The sequence below is a fragment of the Rhodococcus sp. PML026 genome (assembly GCF_000963615.1).
GTDB lineage: Bacteria > Actinomycetota > Actinomycetes > Mycobacteriales > Mycobacteriaceae > Rhodococcoides > Rhodococcoides fascians.
Genome location: NZ_KQ031373.1, coordinates 491,427 through 512,373 on the forward strand (window position 1 = coordinate 491,427; position 20,947 = coordinate 512,373).

Here is a 20,947-nt window from a genome sequence, read left to right on the forward strand (position 1 = left end):
TCGAAGTCACGCTCGCATAACATCGACAATCGTGCCCGACGTCGTGACAGATTCATCAGCTGGTCCCCCCGTCCCCGCTCCGCTCGGAGCCTCGGACGAACTTCGTGCTCAGGTACGGATTCCCCGGCTGATCGCGATGGTGGCCGGCATACTCGGCGTGCTGTTCGCACTGATCACTCCGTTCGCACCCGTCACGCAGACCACCGCGAGTATCGAGTGGCCGCAGAACGGCCTCCTACAGGACGTGGACGCCCCGCTGGTGTCCCAGGCACCCCTGCGACTGTCCGCAACCCTCCCGTGCTCTGCTGTGGCCGCACTACCCGCGTCGGGCGGGCTGTTGCTGGCGACCGCACCCCCGCAAGGTGAGGGTGCAGCCCTCAACAGCCTGTTCGTTCGCGTCGGCGAGTCGAACGTCGATGTCCTCGACCGCAACGTCGTCGTCGCGACGGCACCGCGCGCCGACGTCCAGAGCACGCGCTGCGCCGCCATCGAGATCACCTCGAACGACCAGTACACCTCCGCAGCCTTCACCGGGCTGACCGACGAGAGCGGCCAACCCGTCCAGGGTCGGCTCGACGGCGACCTCCGTCCGCAGGTCGTCGGCATCTTCAGTGATCTCAGTGGCGCGGCCCCGGCCGACATGTCGGTCACCGTCGACGTCGACTCCCGCTTCTCGTCGACTCCGACCATCCTGAAGTCGTTGATCATGGTGCTGGCGATCGCCTGCACGTTGCTGGCCATGGGCGCGCTCGCACGGCTCGACGGCACCGATCGCCGCGCGCACCGCCGCTTCTTCCCGTCGCACTGGTGGAAGTTCACCGGCGTCGACGTCACGGTTCTCGGAGTCCTCGTCGGCTGGCACTTCGTCGGCGCCAACACCTCCGACGACGGCTACCTGCTCACCATGGCCCGCGCGGCCGAACATTCCGGCTACATGGCCAACTACTTCCGCTGGTTCGGCGTCCCCGAGGCACCGTTCGGCTGGTACTACGACGTCCTGGCCGTCTTCGCCAAGATCTCGACCGCAAGCCCGTGGATGCGCCTGCCCGCCCTGATCGCCGGAGTCCTGTGCTGGATGGTGATCAGCCGCGAGGTGGTGCCGCGACTCGGACGCGCGGTGCGCAAATCGAACGTGGCGCTGTGGACCGGTGGACTGGTGTTCCTCGCCTTCTGGCTCCCGTACAACAACGGACTGCGTCCCGAGCCGATCGTCGCCCTCGGCGCATTGCTGACCTGGTGCTCGATCGAACGCTCCATCGCCACCGGCAGACTGCTTCCCGCAGCCGCGGCCTGCCTCATCGGTGCCTTCACCCTGGCCGCCGCACCCACCGGATTGATGTGTGTGGCAGCGCTTCTCGCCGGAGCCCGACCCATCGCTCGCATCGTGGTCCGACGCCACCGGCAGGTCGGCACCCTCGCCATGCTGGCACCGTTGGCCGCGGCCGGAGTACTCGTCCTCGTCGTCGTGTTCGCCGACCAGACCTTCGCGACCGTCATCGAGTCCACCCGAGTGCGCACCATCATCGGCCCCAACGAGGCGTGGTACCAAGACTTCCTGCGGTACTACTACCTCTTCGTCCAGACCGTCGACGGTTCCGTGGCCCGCCGCTTCGCGTTCCTCGCGATGCTCCTGTGCCTGTTCACCACGCTGTTCGTGCTCCTGCGACGCCGGCGCATTCCCGGCATCGCGAACGGGCCTGCCTGGCGACTGCTCGGCGTCGTCCTCGGAACCATCTTCTTCATGATGTTCAACCCCACCAAGTGGACTCACCACTTCGGTTCCTACGCCGGAATCGCCGGTGGGCTCGCCGCACTGACCGCAGTGGCCGTCTCGGCCAGTGCACTGCGCTCACGCCGAAACCGATCCCTGTTCACGGCCGGCCTGATGTTCGTTCTGGCACTGTCGTTCTCGGGCATCAACGGCTACTGGTACGTCTCGAGCTACGGCGTGCCGTGGTTCGACAAGACGGTCTCGCTCGGCGGAAACGAATCCGGCTCGCTGTTCCTCGTCCTCTTCGGACTGGTTCTCGCCGTCGCGGCATTCCAATACCTACGTGAGGGATACGCTCCGCCACAACCGAAACCGACGTCGGCCCGCGGTAGACGCATTCGCACGTTCGCTGCCGCACCACTGACCGTCATCGCCGGAATCATGGTGCTGTTCGAGGTCCTCTCCCTCGTCAAGGGTGCCGTCTCCCAATATCCCGCCTACTCGCTCGCGCGCTCCAATGTGCAATCGGTACTGGGTAATTCGTGCGGACTCGCCAACGACGTGCTCGTCGAAGCCGATCCCAACGCTGATGTGCTGAGCCCCCTGCCGGGTGAATTCGATCCCGTCGCAGGCCCCCTCGGCGGAGCCAGCGACACCCTGCGCAACTTCACCGCCAACGGGATCCCCAGCGACCTCAGCGCCGACGCCGTGGAAGTCAAACCAGGACAGGGCAATACCGACCAACAAGCCGTCGGACCCGCCTTCGAGGAAGGCCAGAGCTCGGGCACAGCAGGAGGCACCGGCGCACTGGGCGTCAACGGCTCCACCGCCGCCCTCCCCTTCGGACTCGACCCCGCCACCACACCCGTCCTCGGCTCCTACCAAGAAGGAATCCAGGAACCGGCCGAGGCCACCTCGAGCTGGTACCAGCTACCCGCCCGCAGCGACGACGCACCACTCGTCGTGTTCTCCGCGGCCGGACGTATCTGGTCCTACGACGACACCGGTGCCCTCACCTACGGCCAGTCGCTGCTGCTCGAATACGGCAAGCGCCAGCCCGACGGAAGCGTCCAGGCGCAGGGCACCTACCTACCTCGGGACATCGGACCCGCACCCTCGTGGCGCAACCTGCGAGTTCCGTTGGCAGACATCGCACCCGACGCCGACGCCGTCCGCATCGTCGCCAACGACCCCAACCTCACCGGCGACCAGTGGCTCGCATTCACCCCGCCGCGAGTACCGGTGATGGAGAATCTGAACACCATGATCGGCAGTGAGCAGCCCGTTCTGCTCGACTGGGCCGTCGGACTCCAGTTCCCGTGCCAACGGCCGTTCGACCACCGCTACGGCGTCGCCGAGGTACCGGGCTACCGCATCCTCCCCGACCGCCCACTGGCCGTCAGCTCCACCGACACCTGGCAATCCGGCGAGAACGGCGGACCGCTCGGATGGTCCGAACTACTCGCCAAGCCAGTTGCCGTCCCCACCTACCTCAAAAACGACTGGGCCAGGGACTGGGGCTCACTCGAGCGCTACGAGCAGTACTACCCCAGCGCCGTGCCCGCCGACCTGCAAACCGGAGAAACCACGCGATCGGGATTCTACGAGGACGGAAAGCTGCGAGTCTTCGAGAAATAGTCCACCCAGCCTCACCCGCCCCTCCGCGTGGTGTCGCCCGCTCCTTTTTGGGATCAATGTCCCTTTGTTGCACTCTGACTGACTGAATCCCGCATTCATGCGGACGGGGGTTGGCGTACGGCCGATGGAGCGGGGTTTGGCGCACGATCGATGGATCGGGGGCTTACCACCGACCCCCGACAGTCTTCGGTGCACAAGACACGCCCTCGAGGCATTTGTGCACAACCTCGTCGACCATCCACAGGGAACCCCTGAACGGCCGTTTTCGACGTCGAAGTGTCAGTGTCGCGTTCGACAGTCGAGGCATGAAACGGGGAGTTTGGGCCACAGACCTATCGATGCTCGAGGACGTCGCCGATCACGGCGTCGTGACAAGGGCACAGCTTCGCTCGGCCGGTGTCGCGGACGGGACGGTAGCCGGCCGATGCGCAGCCGGCGGACCTTGGCAGCACTTGCTCCCAGGGGTGGTGCTGCTGCACAACGGCTTCCCATCTCACCGACAGCGAATGGCTGCTGCCCTGGCGTACGGCGGTCCACACAGCATCCTCACTGGGAACGCGGCATTGAGTGTGCATGGCTTGGGGCCGAATCCACCGTCGAATGAAGTTCACATTCTCGTCCCGAACGAGATGCAGCGAGCATCCGTCAAATTCGTCCGATCCGAACGCACCTGGCGCATGCCCGAAACGGTGTTCGACCACGGTCCGCGCTGCGCTCCGGTATCCCGGAGTGTCGTCGACGCGACCCGCGCACTACGCGGACGATCTCAGTGCACGGCTTTGATTGCGGAGATCATCAGACGGGGTGCGGCATCACTCGAAGAGCTGGCAATCGAATTGGCGGAGGGGCCGAGACGCTACAGCGCATCGACACGGTTGGCGATCAGGGATCTGGAAGGAAACGCTCACTCCGTCGCCGAGGCGGACGCTCAACGGCTCTACCGATCGAGCGGACTCCCACCAATGATTCACAATGCCCGGCTGTTCACCTCGGACGGTACATTCCTCGGTAGCCCCGACGGCTTCCTCGACACAGTCTGCTTCGGGTGGGAGATCGACTCCCTCGCTCATCACCTCTCGCCGATCGATCATGCGAACACGATGGCTCGCCGAGCTCTCCTGCAACGCCACGGCGCGATCGTGGTGTCACATCTGCCGCAGGACATCCGGGACGACCCCCAGCGCGTACTCGCGGATCTTCGGGCCGGCTATCAACAGGCTCTGGCGCGGCCCCGTCCGAACCTCGTTCTTCGACGGAGCGCGACGTCGACCGGATGAATGTCTCTTGCAAGCACTCCAACTGCAACAAAGCCACATTCATTCGCTTCTGGCTCGGGGAGACAGACGAATGAATGTGGCTTTGTTGCAGTCAGAGCGACTGAAACCCACATTGATCCCAAAAGGGAGCGAAGCGACCCCGACGCAGGACCGGCGCGCTTGGCTAGATCGGCAGCAAAGAGTGCTTACGCGGACTCTTGTGTACTTCCTTGTCTTTCAAGATGTGCAAGGCCTTGCGAATTTCGAGGCGCGTCTGCGAGGGCTCGATGACGGCGTCGATGTAGCCACGTTCGGCAGCGATCCACGGCGTTGCGACATGCTCGTTGTAGAAGTTGATGAGCTGCTTCCGCAGCGCCGGAGCGTTCTCGCCTGCCTCGGCGAGTTGCTTGCGACTCATGATGTTGATGGCGCCCTCGGCACCCATGACGGCGATGCGGGCTGTCGGCCAGGCGAGGTTGATGTCGGATCCGAGCTGCTTCGAGCCCATCACCGCGTATCCGCCGCCGTACGACTTACGAATGACGACAGTCAGTTTCGGCACCGTCGCTTCGACGAACGAGAAGATGAAGCGGCCACCGCGATGGATGACGCCGAGGGTTTCCTGGTCGACGCCGGGCAGGAAGCCGGGTGTGTCGACGAGGAAGATGATCGGAATGTTGTAGGCGTCGCTGAGGCGAATGAACCGCGCACATTTGTCCGCTGCCTTGGCGTCGAGTGCCCCGGACAGGTGCATCGGCTGATTGGCGACGATTCCCACCGGCCGACCGTCGACGCGGGCGAAGCCGGTGATGACGTTCTGTGCAGTCTGGGCGGCGATCTCGTGGAACTCGCCGTCGTCGAAGATGCGCAGGATGATGTCGTGCATGTCGTAACCGGCGTTGTCGGCGTCGGGCATGAACGAGTCGAGCGTGCGATCGGATTCGGTGATCTCCGGCTCGAGCCCCGGGTTGATCACCGGCGCCTCTTCCTGGCAGCTCGACGGCAGGTAGCTCAGGTAGTTCCGAATCCAGTCGAATGCGGCCTTCTCGTCGGCAGCGACGTGGTGCACGTTGCCGTTGATGGCCTGGACACGGGCACTACCGAGTTCGTCGAGGCTGACGTCCTCGCCGGTGACGGACTTGATGACGTCCGGTCCGGTGACGAACATGTACGCCTCTTCGGTGGCGACGACGATGTCGGTGTTGATCGGTGCGTACACCGCGCCACCGGCGCATTTACCGAGGATCAGAGAGATCTGCGGGCACAGGCCGGAGAGCGCCTCATGGCGTCGACCCAGTTCGGCGTACCACGCGAGGGAGGTGACGGCGTCCTGCACGCGAGCTCCACCGGAGTCGTTGATGCCGACGACCGGGCAGCCCATCTTGATCGCGAAGTCCATGATGCCGGCGACCTTGCGGCCGAACATCTCGCCGACGGTTCCGCCGAACACGGTCTGATCGTGCGAGAACACTGCGATCGGACGGCCGTCGACGGTTCCGTGCCCGGTGACGACGCCGTCGCTGTAGAGGGCACCCGGATCGTTCGGGGCCTTTACCAGCGCGCCGATCTCGACGAAACTGCCGGGGTCGAGCAGCGAGTTCACGCGATCTCGGGCGCTGGGTATGCCCTTCTTGGCGCGCTTGGCGATGCCGATCTCGCCGGCCGGTTCCTTGGCCAGCTCCAGCCTCGCCCGTAGCTCGGCCAGCTTCTCCGCAGTGGTGCCACTCAAAATCTACGCTCCGGTTCTTGCAGACTCGATGTTCTCGAGCGTCTTCGACAGATGGGCCGCAATTTTTCCAATGTACGGCTCGTCGACGACCGCGAGGTGGTCGCCTCCGACGTAGACGATCTCGAGGTCCTTGACCACCGGTCCCCAACCACCGTGCTCTTCGCGGGTGGCGTATGCGGGCTCGAGGGCGATCGCGTCGTCGTGGTACTTATCGGCGAGGTACAGCGTGACGTGCCCGCCGTACTCCTTGAGCTCGGCTGTCTGGATAGCCCGATTGTCGAGCCACGACGTCCGCTGATGCTCGATGATGCCGCCGGGAATCTTTGCCCCGCTGAGCTTGACCAGATCAGTGATGATCCGAATCTGACCCTCGTCGTCGGAGTCGACCAACTTGTCGTACGGGATCGGGTAGTCGACGTTGTACGTCTTCTTGGCGAACGCCGCGTACCGCTCCCAACGCTTGCGGACTTCGACCTTGGTGTCGGGAATCTTGGTGCCGGGCATGACGGTATCGAGCAGCCCCACGTAGGCGACCTCGATGCCTTCCTCTTCCATCTGACGCGCCACCTCGTAGGCGAGGATGCCGCCGAGCGACCATCCGACGAACACGTACGGTCCCTCGGGCTGGATCGCCTTGATCAACGGCACGTACTCCGCGGCGCGCTTGGCGATGGGCCCTTCGACGCGCTCGAGGCCGTACATGGGCGTGCCTGCCGGCAACTTCCGCAGCAACGGCTCGTAGGCGACGGTGGAGCTACCGGCCGAGTGGAACGCGAATACCGGTGTGGCCGTAGAGCCCTCGGGACGGGCCCGAAGATTGCGCACGACACCGTCGATCTCGCCGTCCTCGAGATGCGGGCGTACCTTGTCGGCGAGCTGCTCGATGGTCTCCGAGTCCAGTACGTCGTCGAAAGTGATCTCGCCGCCGGCCCGCTCGGTCAGGCGAGCGGCCAACTTCTCGGCCGTCTCGTCGTCGAGGATCGGCAGAGTGTTGAAGATGCCCTTGGCTGATTCCTTCGTCACCACTGCCCACGTTGCGAACGTCATCCGCTCGGCGTTGTCACGTGGGGGCACATCTGATCCGGCGGCCTCGGCGAACGCTTCCTTGCCGCCCAGGTCGGTCTGCGCTGCGACCACCGGTGCGGGTTGGTATTCCGCACTCGGCACCGCGGTCTCCGGTGCGGCGACGGCCGTCTCCAACGCTTCGTCGCGTGCAGTCGCGCCACTCTCGGCAGCCTGCTCGGCAGCCTTTTCGGCGGCCTGCTTGTCTGCCAGCGCCTGCACCTCGTCGCGGTTCTCGATCGCGTAGCGCAGGTACTTCTCCACCTCGCGCAGGTTCGCATCACGCACGGCCTGCAATTGCACTGTGGGGATGTCGAATTCGTACTCGACGCGGTTCTTGATCCGAACGGCGCTGAGCGAATCCAGCCCCAGTTCGATCAGCGGCACCTCGGGAGGCAAGTCCTCGGGTGCGTAGCCCATCGACTCGGCGACGATGATCGCCAACCGATCTTCGAGCTTCTGATTGCCGTTGGGATCCCAGCGGTCACCGAACGTCTCGACGACCTCGGGCAACTCTTCCATCGGAGACGAGGACCGCTCTTCCACCGCCACAACGGGTTCCGGCCGCACATCGCCCGAGGTGACTACAGCCTCGTGCAGCAGGGTGAACGCCGAGCCCTCGTGCGCATGGACCTGGACCGACGCACCACCGAGGTGCGAGGTCAATGTGGTGACGACCGTGCCGGCCGCGGGCACCGATGCGTGCGAGACCGAAGCACCCAGAGCCACATCGGAGAACACCTGCGACGCAGCGGCGGTGACCAACGCATCGAATCCCGAGACGGCCGAGGCCTGAACTTCCCAGACGTGGCGGCCGTCGGGCAGTGCCACCCGGGCACCGGGAACGCGAGAGTTACCGCTGGAGCTGACCTGCGAGTTGAGCCAGAACTCCTTGCGCAAGTACGCAGTTCGCGGGATTGCAGCGTACGGACCCGACTCGAACAGCGTCGCCAGTTCCAGCGCATGACCGTGCACGTACAGCTGCGCCAGCGCGGCGAGGAACGTGTCTGCCTCGTCTTCCTTGCGCTTGAGCGTCGGAATCAACGTGGCGTCGGCCAGGCCGGCAGCCCACGCGGTAGCAGCGACCGACATCAGCGCGACGGGGTTCGGGGCGAGCTCCACGAACGTTGTGTGCCCGTCTCCCACAGCAACATTGACGGCCTGGGTGAACCAGACCGGGTGACGCATTCCCTTGGTCCAGTAGTCGACGCCGTGAATCGCCGCATGTCCGACGCGGTAGTGCGCCTCACGATCGACCGAGGAGTAGACCCCGGCGGTGAGCTTGCTCGGTTCGATTCCGGCGAGCTCGGCGGCGAGCTCACCGAGCAGTACGTCGACGGCTGCGGTGTGTCCTGCTCCCTTGACGTCGAGCAGACGGGCCATTTTGCCTGCGGCCTCGGCCTTTTCGACGAGGGCTTCGACCTCGGCGCGGGGTCCACCGACCGTGGTGTGCGTCGGCGCGGCGTACACGCAGGGCTCCACGTTCGGGAACTGATCGGTGAGGGTCTTGACCTCGTCGGGGGTGTACTCGACGAGTGCCATGGCACCCTGCGAGGCGGCACCGAGGCCGTCCTGGCCCTCGGCCAGCAGCCGCGAGCGGGCGTAGATGATGCGGACGGCGTCTTCGAGGTTCAGGCCTCCGGCAACGTACGCGGCGGCGACCTCACCCATCGAGTGGCCGATGACGGCCGACGGCTCCGCACCGTGTGCGCGAAGCGTTGCGGCCAAGGCGATCTGGATGACGAAGATAGCGACCTGGGAGTTCTCGAACTCGTAGGTCTGCGAGTCGTCGAGGATGATCTCGCGGATGGAGTAGCCGGCTTCGTCGACGAGCAGCTCGTCCACCTTGTCCACCTCGGCGGCGAACACGGCGTTGGTTCGGTACAGCCGCGATGCCATCTTGCGGTGCTGCGAGCCGAATCCGGAGAACACCCACACTGCGCCGTTGGACGCAGGCGAGTCCGCGGAGAACACGCCCGGTCCGGGCTTGCCTGCCGCGATGGCGCGCAATCCGGCGATGGCCTCGGCCGTGGTGGACGCGAGAACCACTGCGCGCGAACGCCCGTGGTTACGCCGAGCCAACGTGCGGCCGACATCGACGAGAGGCGTCGTGCTGCCCTCTTCGGTCTCGAGCCAGTCGGCCAGTTCCGACGCCGCGCGCTTACGACGCGACGGCAACGCCGCAGACACCGCGAGAATCACTGTCTCCGGAGCACTGTCGGACTCCGCCAGGATGGTCTCGGCCTCGGCGACCGGGCTGGTCGTCTCGGCATCGAGCTGCTCCTCGTAGACGCCCTCCACCACCGCGGCCTCCGGATCCACGGCAGCGGGGTCGAATTCGGCCGAGGTCTCACCCGGTACGTACTCGCGTACGACGACGTGGGCGTTGGTGCCGCCGAAGCCGAAACCGGAGATGCCGGCGACGGCCTTGCCGGTGTACCGCGGCCAGTCGGTGGCCTCCGGGATGACCTTCAGGTGTGCTTTGTCGAAGTCGATGTACGGGTTGGGGCCCACGTAGTTCAGTGACGCCGGGAGTTTGTTCTCCTGCATCGCCAGCACGACCTTGATCAAACCTGCTGCGCCTGCGGCAGATTCGAGGTGTCCGAAGTTGGTCTTCGCCGAGCCGAGCAGTGCCGGCTTGTCCGCGTCGCGGCCACGGCCGACCACGCGGCCGAGCGCGTCGGCCTCGATGGGATCGCCCAGGATGGTTCCGGTGCCGTGCGCTTCGATGTAGTCCACGCCCGACGGGTTGATGCCGGCGTCGCGGTACGCGAATCGCAGTGCGTCGGCCTGTGCATCGGGGTTCGGCGCGAGGAGTCCGTTGGAGCGGCCGTCCTGGTTGATGGCGGATCCGGCGATGACAGCGAGCACCTGATCGCCGTCTCGCTCGGCGTCCTCGAGTCGCTTGAGCACGACGAGGCCGCCGCCCTCGGAGCGAATCATGCCGTTGGCGTCGGAGGAGAAGGCCTTGATCCGGCCGTCGGGAGCGAGGACACCGGTCTGACCGAAGCCCACGGTGATCGGCGGGGCGAGCAGCATGTTGACCCCGCCTGCGACGGCGAGATCGGATTCGCCGGTGCGCAGGCTGCGCACTGCCTGGTGGACGGCCACGAGGGACGACGAGCAGGCAGTGTCGACGGCGATCGACGGCCCGCGGAAGTCGTAGAAGTACGACACGCGGTTGGCGACGATGGCGGTGGAGGTGCCGGTGAGTGCGTAGGGGTGCACGGCCGGATCGCTGACGGCGATGAGCTGGTAGTCGTTGGACGAGCTGCCGATGAAGACGCCGACCTGGCGGCCCTTGACCGAGCTGGCCGGGATGTGCGCGTGCTCGAGCGCTTCCCAGGTCAGTTCCAGCGCGAGGCGCTGCTGCGGGTCGACATTGACGACCTCGTTGGGCGACATCGCGAAGAACTCGGCGTCGAAGGTCTTGACGTCGTCGAGGTAGCCACCCTTGGTGACCGTCGCATCGACGGCTGCGGCGATGACGGGATCGGAGGTGAATTCCTTCCACCGGCCCTCGGGCAGGTCGGTGATGCCGTCGCGGCCCTCGATGAGCAGCGACCACATCTCCTCGGGGGTGTGACCGGTGCCGGGGAAGCGCGACGACAGTCCGACGATCGCGATGTCGTGGGCGTCGCCCGACTGCACTCCGCTGGTGTAGAACGCGTCGTCGACGGTACCCACCGGCTCGTCGGGTTCGCCCTCGATGATGATCTTGGCCAGAGACGCGATGGTGGGGTGCTGGTAGACGACGGTCGCGGTCAGCGTGACCCCCACCAGCTCCTCGATCTCACCGCTCAGTGCGACGGCATCGCGAGAGGACAGACCGAATTCCTCCATCGGACGGTCGTCGGAGATGGCCGACGCGGGTTGACCCGTCGCGTCTGCAACCCAGTTGCGTAGCCAATCCCGCAGTTGGGCGACCGTGAGGTCCGTCCCGTCGGCACTCTGAATCTTGTCTGTCTCTTGTTCAGCCATTACTCACCAAGCTATGTATCGAAGGAACGGGAGGCCCAGAGATCAGTCGGGTAGTTCGGCGTCCGGGAATGCCGTCTGCTGGTAACCGCCGCGCAGGGTGCCCTCGATGTAGGCGGCCTTGCACGCGCGTCGGGCGATCTTGCCGCTCGACGTACGCGGGATGGAACCGGCCGGGACGAGCAGGACGTCGCGGACCGTGACGCCGTGCCGCGCCGAGACTGCGGTGCGCACCTCGTCGGCGATCGGAGCCGGGTCTGCCTTGCCCGAGCCGGGAGCGCGCTCGGCGACGATGACGAGCTGTTCGGAGCTGTCGTCCGAATCCTTGGTCAACGCGGCACCACTGAACTCGAACACGACGTCGGGCAGCTGGTTGAGCGGCACCGCGAACGCCGCCACGAAGCCCGGCCGCAGAGCCTTGCTTGCTTCCTGCGCCGAGAACTCGATGTCCTGGGGGTAGTGATTGCGGCCGTCGACGATGACGAGGTCCTTCACGCGGCCGGTGATGTAGAGCTCGCCGTCGTGATAGACGCCGAAGTCTCCGGTGCGCATCCAGTTGGCACCCTCGGGGGCACCCGTGGCGTGCGACCCGTCGGCGACGCGGTGGACGAGCTTGTTGTGGAAGGTTTCGCTGGTCTCGGTCTCGCGACCCCAGTAGCCCTTGCCGATGTTCTCGCCGTGCAGCCAGATCTCGCCGACGTGTTCGTCGGGCACCTCGGTGGCGGTTTCGGAGTCGACGATCGCGGCCCACTGACTCCGGGCGACGGTTCCGGTCGATACCTGCGGGATGGCTCCGGGAGCGTCGGGTGCGACGACGACGAAATTGCCTGCGTTCAGCTCGACACGGTCGACGTAGACGACCTTGGCCTCGTCGGCGTGCTTGCTCGTCGAGACGAACAGCGTGGCCTCGGCCATGCCGTACGACGGCTTGATCGCGGACTTCGGCAAACCGTACGGGCCGAAGGCCTCGTTGAACTTCTTCATCGACGACGTGGTGACGGGCTCGCTGCCGTTGATCAGGCCGATGACGTTCGACAGGTCGAGACTTTCACCGTTCTTGGGCAGTCCGCGCTGGGCGGCGTGCTCGAACGCGAAGTTCGGTGCCGCGGCGAACGTGCCTGCTCCGTCGGAGACCGCGGCGAGTTCCTTGATCCAGCGCCACGGCCGCTGCACGAACGCGCGCGGGCTCATGATCGTGATGTATTTGCCACCGAGGGCCGGGAGGATGACGGTGAGCAGACCCATGTCGTGGAACATCGGCAGCCAGGTGACGCCGCGCGAGTCGTAGTTGATCTCCATGCTGTCGACCATCTGCAGCGCGTTGACGCCGACCGCGCGGTGCGTGATCTCGACGCCGGCCGGGGTCCGCGTCGAACCCGACGTGTACTGCAGGTAGGCGATGTCGTCCAACCCTGCCTTGGGCTCGACCCACGTCTCGCCGACGCTGTCGGGAACGGCGTCGACGGCGATGATGCGGGGCCGCTCGGCAGCGGGGAGCGCGCGGAAGAACGCGCGAACGCCCGCCGCGGAGTTGCTGGCGGTGAGGATCGCGCTGGGCTTGCAGTCGCCGAGGACGGCATGCAGGCGGTCGGTGTGGCCGGGCTCGTCGGGATCGAACAACGGCACCGCGATGGTGCCCGCGTAGATCGCACCGAAGAACGCGATGACGTACTCGAGGCCCTGGGGAGCGAGGATCGCCACGCGGTCACCGGGCTCGGTGACCTGCTGCAGACGGGCGGCGACAGCGCGCAGCCGCTTGCCGAACTGTGACCAGGTCAACTCGTGCGCTTCACCGTCCCGTTCCCGGGAGTAGTCCATGAACCGGTACGCGAGCGTGTCGGCGTTCTCTTCGACGTTCGCCTCGACGTGGCGGACGAGTGTCTGCCCTTCACCGATGGTGATGTGGCCGTTCTCATCGATGAAATCATCGAACGTGTGGCTCATTTGCTTCAATCTCCTCCGACACGAATCGCTGCCACACATCGTGCGTGACCTGGCCTTGCATCGACGACGTTCATCGATGCAGACCCCGAACAGCGTTTTATGTTACTAAGTGGTAACTCCAGCGGTGGCGGTTTCGGTCGACCTCGAGGCCGACTCCATGCTACCGACACGCGCCTGCGTCACTCGCCTTTCAGCAAGTCGACAACCGGAGCGAATGCTTCCATTTGTGTGGGGAAAACCCCGACATAGGACATCGTCGTCCGCGCGCGAACGTTACGGATCTGATCGGCGATTTCCTCGTACGTTCCGAAGGCGAGGTACGGCGACGACAGAATGTCCTCGACTGTGAGCTTGACATCGACGTCCACATTGGGCGGATAACCGTTGTCCAGCGCGGCCAATGCCATCTCGGCCATCTGCTCGCGATCGTCGGTGACCACGATGGTGGTGATCGCCCAGTTCAGCTCGATGTCGTCGAACCGATCCCCTGCGGCGGCCCGGATGAGCTCGACGCGCTCGAGAGTCTTCTCGATGGTCATGCCCGAGAGCAGCAACTTACCTTCCTTCGAGGTGCTCGGCACCACGGAGATGATGTCGGCGTGCTTGGCCGCCAGCGCGAGCATCTTGGGGCCGCCGCCGCCGATGCAGATCGGCGGACGCGGTCCCTGACGCGGACGAGGGCTGCCCTTGAGACCGGTGATCGTGTAGTGCTTGCCCTCGTAGTTGCATTCCTGGCCGCGCAGCAACACGTCGAGAATGTCGAGGGTCTCCGCGAGCTTCTCGATGCGGACGCCGGGACGGTCGTAGGTGATGCCGGCCTTGTCGTATTCCTCGCGCATCCAGCCCGCGCCGAGTCCGAGTTCGAGCCGTCCGCCGGAGAGCACATCGATGGTCGCCGCGTCCTTGGCGAGCACCGCAGGATGGCGGAAGCCGTTGGCGAGCACCGCCGTGCCGAGCCGAATCTTGTCGGTGGCGACGGCGAGAGCTCCGAGCGCCGCGATCGGCCCGACCTGATTACCGAGATGATCGGGAATCATGAAGCTGTCGTAACCCAGTTCCTCGGCCTGCTGAGCCAGCTTGATGAACTTCCGAGCCCCGCCCTCCTCCGCGTTTCCCTCTCCGCCTGCAGCGAAGCGGAATTTGCGCGGCCCGGGGGTCGCGGCCTCGGCGGAACTCATCTATTGCTCTCCTCTGGGGTCTGGAGCGGCCGGCACCTGGGGTCTGAGGTGGTCGGCACCGGGGGTCTGGGCACACCGTGCGGGCAGTCGGCCGGGGCCGATCCGCGCAGGTCCAAGGCGTCACTCTAGCCGCTCGCGGGAGCGGATCCCACCGACTGGGGGTCGCAGACCACAGGTTTGTGCCCTGCACCAGTTGGCGACACGCCGCGTTGTGACCTGTCCGTTATCCATGACACCGGTCACTGCGCTACCCACGACCCCGATCACGCCGTCGTCCACACGACCCGATCACGAGTGCGGAGGCGTCGGCGCATTCTCGATCAGATCGGCCGCCCACGCCGCCGTCCACTGGGTGGCCGTCGTGCCGGAACCGTCGACGACGAAACTGTTGTACGACGCGTGCACCGGATTGCCCGCCGCCCCGATCAGAATTTGGATGCTCTGCGGAATGTTGCGCAGCGACAGTCCATCCGACGGGGACGCACAGATCAGGTCGCCGGGTGCACAGATCTGATTGGTCCGGTCGTCGAGCGCGCCGAATCCGCCGTCCCGACGCCCCGTCATGGTGATGCCGGGGAGGTCGAGTCCCCCGAGGGCGACCTCGGCTCCGACGCCGTCGAGCGGTCCCGGCACGTCGGTACCCGACACTCCGTCGCGGCGGCCGTCGGCGATGAGGGTGACGCCGAGGACACGATCGGCGGAGATGGGTCCGTTACCCGCGCCGATATCGGCCGCGATGTCGCCGGAGATGACTGCTCCCTGAGAGAAGCCGGCCATGACGAAGTTGGTCAGTGGGCACCGCGCTGCGACGTCCGACATCTTCTGCACCGCAACGTTTTTGCCCTCGGTACGGCTGTTGTTGTACGACTGTTGGCCGTCCGGCGGCAGCGCGATGGGGTTCGAGAACTGTGCGACGTAGGGCACCGTGTAGACGTCCGCGCGAGATCCGGGGAACTGCTCCTGCAGCGGCCGGGTGACGTTGAGCATCAGCGACACCGGATTGGCGGTCGGGTTGTACGGGTCGTCGGTCGACGACGACTCCCACGTACCGGGGATGGCAATGACCTGGACGTCCGGGCAGTCCGCCGGTTGCGAGGTCGGCTGCTCGGGCCCCGGCGGCGGTACCGGTCCCGGTCCGGGTCCGAGACGCCCGGCGAGGAGGTACCACAGGGCCACGATGACGAGCCCGATTATCACCGCGAAGGCGATCACCGGTAGAACTCTGCGTTTACGTTTGGCCATCAGCGCGAACTACGGCGTGCAGTACGTCGCCTGCGCGGCGGCGATGTAGGTCTGGGCAGCCTGCTGGGCCTGCGTCTCGTTCATCTGCGTTCCGGCTGCACTCGCCTCGACGCCGACGTTCGCGGTGACGTAGGTCGTGATTTCGTCGGCTGCGACGCCCTGCGCCTGCGCGGCACAGATGTAGTTGGCCGTCGACACCGCGATGTCGCCGTTGCCCGCCGGAGTGACGCCCTTGCTCTTCAGCTCGTCGAGGAAACGCTGGCCGCGGTTGTCGATCTGGCTCTCCGTCGGCCCCGGGAAGTCGTCCGGCACGGCCTGGGGTTGCTCCGGCGGTGCCGTCGCAGCCTCGCCCGGGCTGGTGGTAGGAGCGACAGTAGTGGTGGTGCTCTCGGCCGCCGACGTCGACGAACTCGCCTCGGTCGTCGTCGCAGCTGCCGTGGTGGTGCTCGTCGGCGCGCCGGTGGCCGTCGAGTCGTCACTTCCACACGCCACCAGCATCGAGCTCGCCGCCACGGCGAGCACGCCGAGTGACAGAGTTCTGGCCAGAGAGTTACGCGTCATCGATCGAAATCCTTCGGTCGTCGGGTCGCAGGCGAGAGTACAGCCACGCTCTGAGAGAACTCTGAAGCCGTGACTGCCTCCGGTCACGGAGCGATCGTGGCCTTGCCGTCCTTGACGGTGATGATGCCGAACTGGAAGTTCTGTTGCTTACCGCCACCGTCGATGTCGAACTGATCGCTGGTGGGGTAGCCGAGGCGGCCACCTTCGTAGCCCACCGATCCCCAGGCGTCGAAGATCGGGCCGTACGGCATGGACCAGGCTCCGCTGACCGGGCTCCAGTAGATGTTGCCGGTCTCGAACTGATTGAACCGTCCGCCGTCCCGGATGGGGCCGATCTCGTTGGACTTGGGGAACCCGAGAGGTCCACTCTCCCAACCCAATTCACCGTACTTACCGAGAATCATGCCCTGCACAGAATGCACGCCCGCGTCGGGAGAGGTGTAGATCGCGCCGATCTCGAAGCCCTGCACCGAGCCGGGCTTGTTGGGTGTTGCCACCTCGTCGAGCACCGGGTATCCCAGAGGACCGCCCTCGTACCCCTGGGCTGCCCACTCGTCGAGCACGGCACCCTTGACCACATGGGCTCCGGTCTGCGGCGTGAAGTAGACCATGCCGTTCTGGAAGGCGTTGAAGCGACCGCGGCCGTCGGGAGTGGCGATCTCGCCGGTCTTCGGGAAGCCGAGCGCACCCTCGGGGCCCTTGTTGCCCTGGTAGATACCGCCGATAGCGCCGGCAACCACCTGCGCCCCGGTGTCAGGCGCGAAGAAGACCCGACCGAAGGTGAAGTCCTGAGCTCGTCCGCCTGCGACGTTGTACTCCGCGGTGAGGCAGGGACCCAGCCACGAGTTCGCGCCGCTCGCATTGCCGATCATGCCCGCGACACTGCAGGCGGGCTTGTCGACCTCGACGCCGAGTGCCGTGGCGAGCTGCGGCCACAGCTGGTGCAACTCGAACTGCCAGTACGGCCACGAGTGCGTGCCCGACGGGCGGTAGTTGACCTGCGCGGGGATTCCGAGCTGGTTGAGCTTGGTGGCGAAGGTCTGGGAAGTGAGTCGCGAGAGGATCTCGAGCCCCATACCCGCGTAGTTGGTGCTGACGCCCGGAATCGGCGACGGCTGATCGTACGGGCCGGTCGAGCCGTTGCCACTCGAGATGTAGAGGCTGACGCCCTTCAGCTTGTCGGCCAGCAGGTACGGATCGTGCTGAGCCCACAGCGAGTTGGACGGTGCGCCCCACATGGCCTTGGAGTTGTAGCCGCCGGCGTCGGTCATCGCGTACTGGATGGCCTGCGGCATGCCGAGCGAGGTGGTGGTCAGGATGCCCGACAGCGAACCGGCGAACTTGAAGAAGCCGGGGTTGCGGGCCGCGAGGAACATCGCGGACGTGCCACCCATCGACAACCCGACGACGCCGCGGTTGTCGGTGCTGCGCCAGTCCTTGGCCAGGATGGGCGGCAGCTCCTTGGTCAGGAACGTCTCCCACTGGTAGTTCTTGCCGTTGTCCTGATCGACCCAGTCGGAGTAGAAGCTGGACTGTCCGCCGATCGGCAGCACGACGTTGACGTTCTTGTCGGCGAAGTAGGCCTCGGCGTCGGTCTCGGCCGTCCAGCCGTTCTCCTGGTCGGTCGCCCGGAGGCCGTCCAACATGTACACCTGCGGGAACGTGGCCTGCGGGTTGATGTTCCAGTCACGCGCGAGCAGCAGCTGCACCTGGATGGGCGTTCCCATCGAGGGCGACTGGATCCACAGCGCGACGCGGCGATCGGAGAGCCAGTCCACCGAGGTGACGGTTGCTCCACCGGTCTGGGTGTAGGCGGGGCCGGTCTGCGCCATCGGGGCGGCATGAGCAACCGGGGCTGCAGTGGCCAGCGTCGTCGTCGCGAAGGGAATCATCAGCGCGGAGGCGACAGTCACTGCTGCTGCCGCTCGCCGAGCCCGTGTGCCGGCCGATGGGGTACGACCGAACCGAACAAGCTCAGTGCGCATGATGGTGACTCTCTTTCCTGTGACGACCGAAGGTCTCGTCTCGAGACATGCTTCGTATGTCTTTCTACACGTGCCCGATGGCCACGAACAGCAGACTCGCTGTGACTGGTGGTGCGAATGTGAATTGGGGAGGCTCGAAGAGCCTGCGCTTGAACCGACAATGCCGCCCGACGCGAGAGCGTGGGGCGGCATTGTCGGAGAGCACGTTACGGAACCGAATCAGGCGTTCAGCGCGTCCAGGATCTGGGTGCGTGCCTTCCACAGCTCGGCACCCCAGTACGGCCAGGCGTGGATTCCGTTGGCCGGGAAGCTGTAGGTCGCCGGGATACCGAGGGTGCCCATGCGGATCTGGAATGCACGGGTGTTGGCGAGCGAGAGTGCCTCGAGCGCCATGCCGTTGGCGGTGTTGTAGAAATCGATCGGCGCGGCCGGGCGGTCGAACTGGCCGGGCAGGCCACTGGCTGCGGAGATGTACAGCGACAGACCCTGCAACCTGGGTGCGAAGACGAACGGGTCGTTGCGCAGCCACGCCGGGTTCCAGGGCGGTCCCCACATGGAGTCGACGTTGAAGCGACCGGCATCGAGCATCGCGATACGAATCGCCTCACGCATGCCCGGGGCCGAGATGTTCAGGTAACCCGAGAGCGAGCCGGCGAACTTGAACTGGTCGCGGTGGTACGCGGCGAGCGTCAGGGCAGCCGAACCACCCATCGACAGTCCGAGAACACCGTTGTTGTTGCGCGAGACGCCGTAGTTCTCCAGGAACGCCGGGAGCTCCTGCGTCAGGAACGTCTCCCACTTGTAGGTGACTTCCTGGCCGTTGAAGTTCGACGAGGTGTACCAGTCGCTGTAGAAGCTGGACTGTCCACCGACGGGCATGACCAGCGTCACGTCGTCGTTGGCGAACTGATCCTGCGCGTTGGTCTCGAAGGTCCAGGCGTTGCGATCGTCGCGGGCACGCAGGCCGTCGAGCAGGTAGAGAGCAGCGTTTCCGCCGCGCGCCGCCCACTGGACCTGGACCTTGATCGGACCCATCTCGGACGGGACGATCAGGTCCTCGCGGCCACCGGCCGGGGTCTGATGGACGACGGCAGTGGGGGCAGCGACTGCGACTGCGCCGCCGACGACACCGGCTGCGATCGGCAGAACGAGTGCGGCAGCACCCACGCCGAGCAGGCGCTGACGCCAGCGTGATGACGCCTTCGGGTTACTGCTGAGGCCGGCAAATCGCATGAATCGTGCTCTCTCTCATCTACGCGGTCTCCGCTGTCGTAGCGGCCCCCGGCAATCGAACAGGGCTGACTGACGGCCCATGAGGCCGGGGTGAAGCTGTGGTGTGTCGAAAAGTTGAGGTTCTGCTGCATAACAGGCGAACCGCTCGATGGAGGTTATTCCATCGAGCGGTTCCAAGGCAAAACTGTGATCAGCGTCCCAGTTTCGCCTCTGCAAGTTTCTGAAACAGGAGACTATCCTGCGCGGTCCCCGCTGAACAGCCCTGAAAAGTCGTGAAATATCACTACAGGGCCGAAAGCGGGGACTGCGACAGTAAACGCTGCCGGGTGGATCAGTTACCGATGTTGGCGCTCAGGTCCGGTGCCATGACGCGGATCTGCTCGCCCCAGTAGCCCCACTGGTGGGTACCGACGGCCGGGAACGCATACGTGACGTTGTTGGCACCGATGCTCGCCATGCGGATCTGGAAAGCACGGCTGTTCGCCAGGGCGATGGCCTCGAGGCCCATACCGTTCGCGGTGTTGTAGTAATCGATGAAGCTCTGTGGGCGATCGAGACCGCCGGGCAGACCGCTGCCTGCGAAGACCCACACGCGCGTGCCGTTGTCACGCAAGCGAGGCGCGAAGACGAACGGGTCGTTGCGCAGCCATGCCGGATCCCACGGCGGGCCCCACATCGCGTCGATGTTGTAGCGGCCGGAGTCCAGCAGAGCCAGGCGCATCGCCTCGCGCATGCCGGGCGCGGAGATGTTCAGGTAGCCCGACAGCGAACCGGCGTAGCTGAACTGGTCCGGGTGGTACGCAGCCAGCGTGAGGGCTGCGGAGCCGCCCATCGAGATGCCGATGACACCGTTGCGGTTCGGGTTGAAGCCGTAGTTCGCGCGCAGGTTCTCGCGGAGGTTCTGCGTCAGGAAGGTTTCCCACTTGTAGGTGGTCTTCTGACCGTTGAAGTTGGACGGTGCGTACCAGTCGGAGTAGAAGCTCGACTGTCCACCGACCGGCTCGACGACGTTGATGTTCCACGAGGCGAGAACTGCTCCGGCGTCGGTCTCGTGCTCCCAGCCCGAGATGTCGGTCGTGGCGCGGAGGCCGTCGAGCAGGTAGACGACGCGGTTGGTGTTACCGTCCGCTGCCCGCCACACCCGGCTCTTGATCGGGCCCATGCTCGAGTCCGTCCAGACGTCGATGGCGTTGCCGTCGAACGCTGCGTTGGCAGTTGCGCCACCGCCCGCCACGGCCAAGCCCAGTGGTAGCACCACTGCCATCAGCATGGATGTTGCGGCGCGGCGTCCCCAGGAGCCCGCTCGCTTGTCCCCGGACCGGCTCTTCCATCTACCCAGCATGCACTCGACCTCTCAGCAGCTTCGTCACATCGGTTACGCAATCAACGATTGATCTCGCAAGTTCATCATGTACGCGCCCGACCCAGGG

The 20,947-nt window shown here is 65.5% G+C and carries 11 protein-coding genes; 2 read left to right on the forward strand and 9 right to left on the reverse strand.

Features of this window, described 5'->3' with window-relative positions; translation table 11 throughout:
* Positions 1-31 precede the first annotated feature (31 nt).
* Both VF34_RS12935 and VF34_RS12940 read left to right on the forward strand, forming a co-directional pair.
* Positions 32-3,349 carry an arabinosyltransferase domain-containing protein gene (locus tag VF34_RS12935; RefSeq protein ID WP_032374172.1) on the forward strand — a complete coding sequence of 1,106 codons (3,318 nt, stop codon included), beginning with the start codon at positions 32-34 and terminating at the stop codon, positions 3,347-3,349.
* Positions 3,350-3,654: 305 nt separating this feature from the next.
* Positions 3,655-4,626 (forward strand): hypothetical protein, encoded by a 972-nt coding sequence (locus VF34_RS12940; protein WP_032371690.1) that lies wholly within the window; start codon positions 3,655-3,657, stop codon positions 4,624-4,626.
* Positions 4,627-4,789: 163 nt separating this feature from the next.
* Here the strand turns inward: VF34_RS12940 and VF34_RS12945 are convergent, their stop codons facing one another.
* From VF34_RS12945 to VF34_RS12985, 9 genes are all read right to left on the reverse strand, one after another.
* Entirely contained in the window at positions 4,790-6,334 is a 1,545-nt protein-coding gene (locus tag VF34_RS12945; RefSeq protein ID WP_027494804.1) for an acyl-CoA carboxylase subunit beta, read from the reverse strand.
* Positions 6,335-6,337: 3 nt separating this feature from the next.
* On the reverse strand, positions 6,338-11,377 hold the full coding sequence (pks13, locus tag VF34_RS12950) for a polyketide synthase Pks13 (protein ID WP_045841508.1): 5,040 nt from the start codon (positions 11,375-11,377) through the stop codon (positions 6,338-6,340).
* 42 nt (positions 11,378-11,419) lie between these two features.
* Positions 11,420-13,318 carry a long-chain-fatty-acid--AMP ligase FadD32 gene (fadD32, locus tag VF34_RS12955; RefSeq protein ID WP_027494806.1) on the reverse strand — a complete coding sequence of 633 codons (1,899 nt, stop codon included), beginning with the start codon at positions 13,316-13,318 and terminating at the stop codon, positions 11,420-11,422.
* A 179-nt stretch (positions 13,319-13,497) separates the two neighbouring features.
* A complete protein-coding gene (locus VF34_RS12960) occupies positions 13,498-14,496 on the reverse strand; it encodes an LLM class F420-dependent oxidoreductase (protein ID WP_027494807.1) in 999 nt (332 codons plus the stop codon).
* Between the two features lie 288 nt (positions 14,497-14,784).
* Positions 14,785-15,738, reverse strand: coding sequence for a cutinase family protein (locus VF34_RS12965; RefSeq protein ID WP_027494808.1), 954 nt, complete (start codon positions 15,736-15,738; stop codon positions 14,785-14,787).
* A gap of 9 nt (positions 15,739-15,747) precedes the next feature.
* A complete protein-coding gene (locus VF34_RS12970; RefSeq protein ID WP_032374174.1) occupies positions 15,748-16,299 on the reverse strand; it encodes a DUF732 domain-containing protein in 552 nt (183 codons plus the stop codon).
* 83 nt (positions 16,300-16,382) lie between these two features.
* Positions 16,383-18,284: an alpha/beta hydrolase-fold protein gene (locus tag VF34_RS12975; protein ID WP_080733309.1), complete on the reverse strand. Its 1,902-nt coding sequence runs from the start codon at positions 18,282-18,284 to the stop codon at positions 16,383-16,385.
* Between the two features lie 219 nt (positions 18,285-18,503).
* A complete protein-coding gene (locus VF34_RS12980) occupies positions 18,504-19,517 on the reverse strand; it encodes an alpha/beta hydrolase (protein WP_027494811.1) in 1,014 nt (337 codons plus the stop codon).
* Positions 19,518-19,848: 331 nt separating this feature from the next.
* Positions 19,849-20,859 (reverse strand): alpha/beta hydrolase, encoded by a 1,011-nt coding sequence (locus VF34_RS12985; protein WP_174557192.1) that lies wholly within the window; start codon positions 20,857-20,859, stop codon positions 19,849-19,851.
* Between the last annotated feature and the right edge of the window lie 88 nt (positions 20,860-20,947).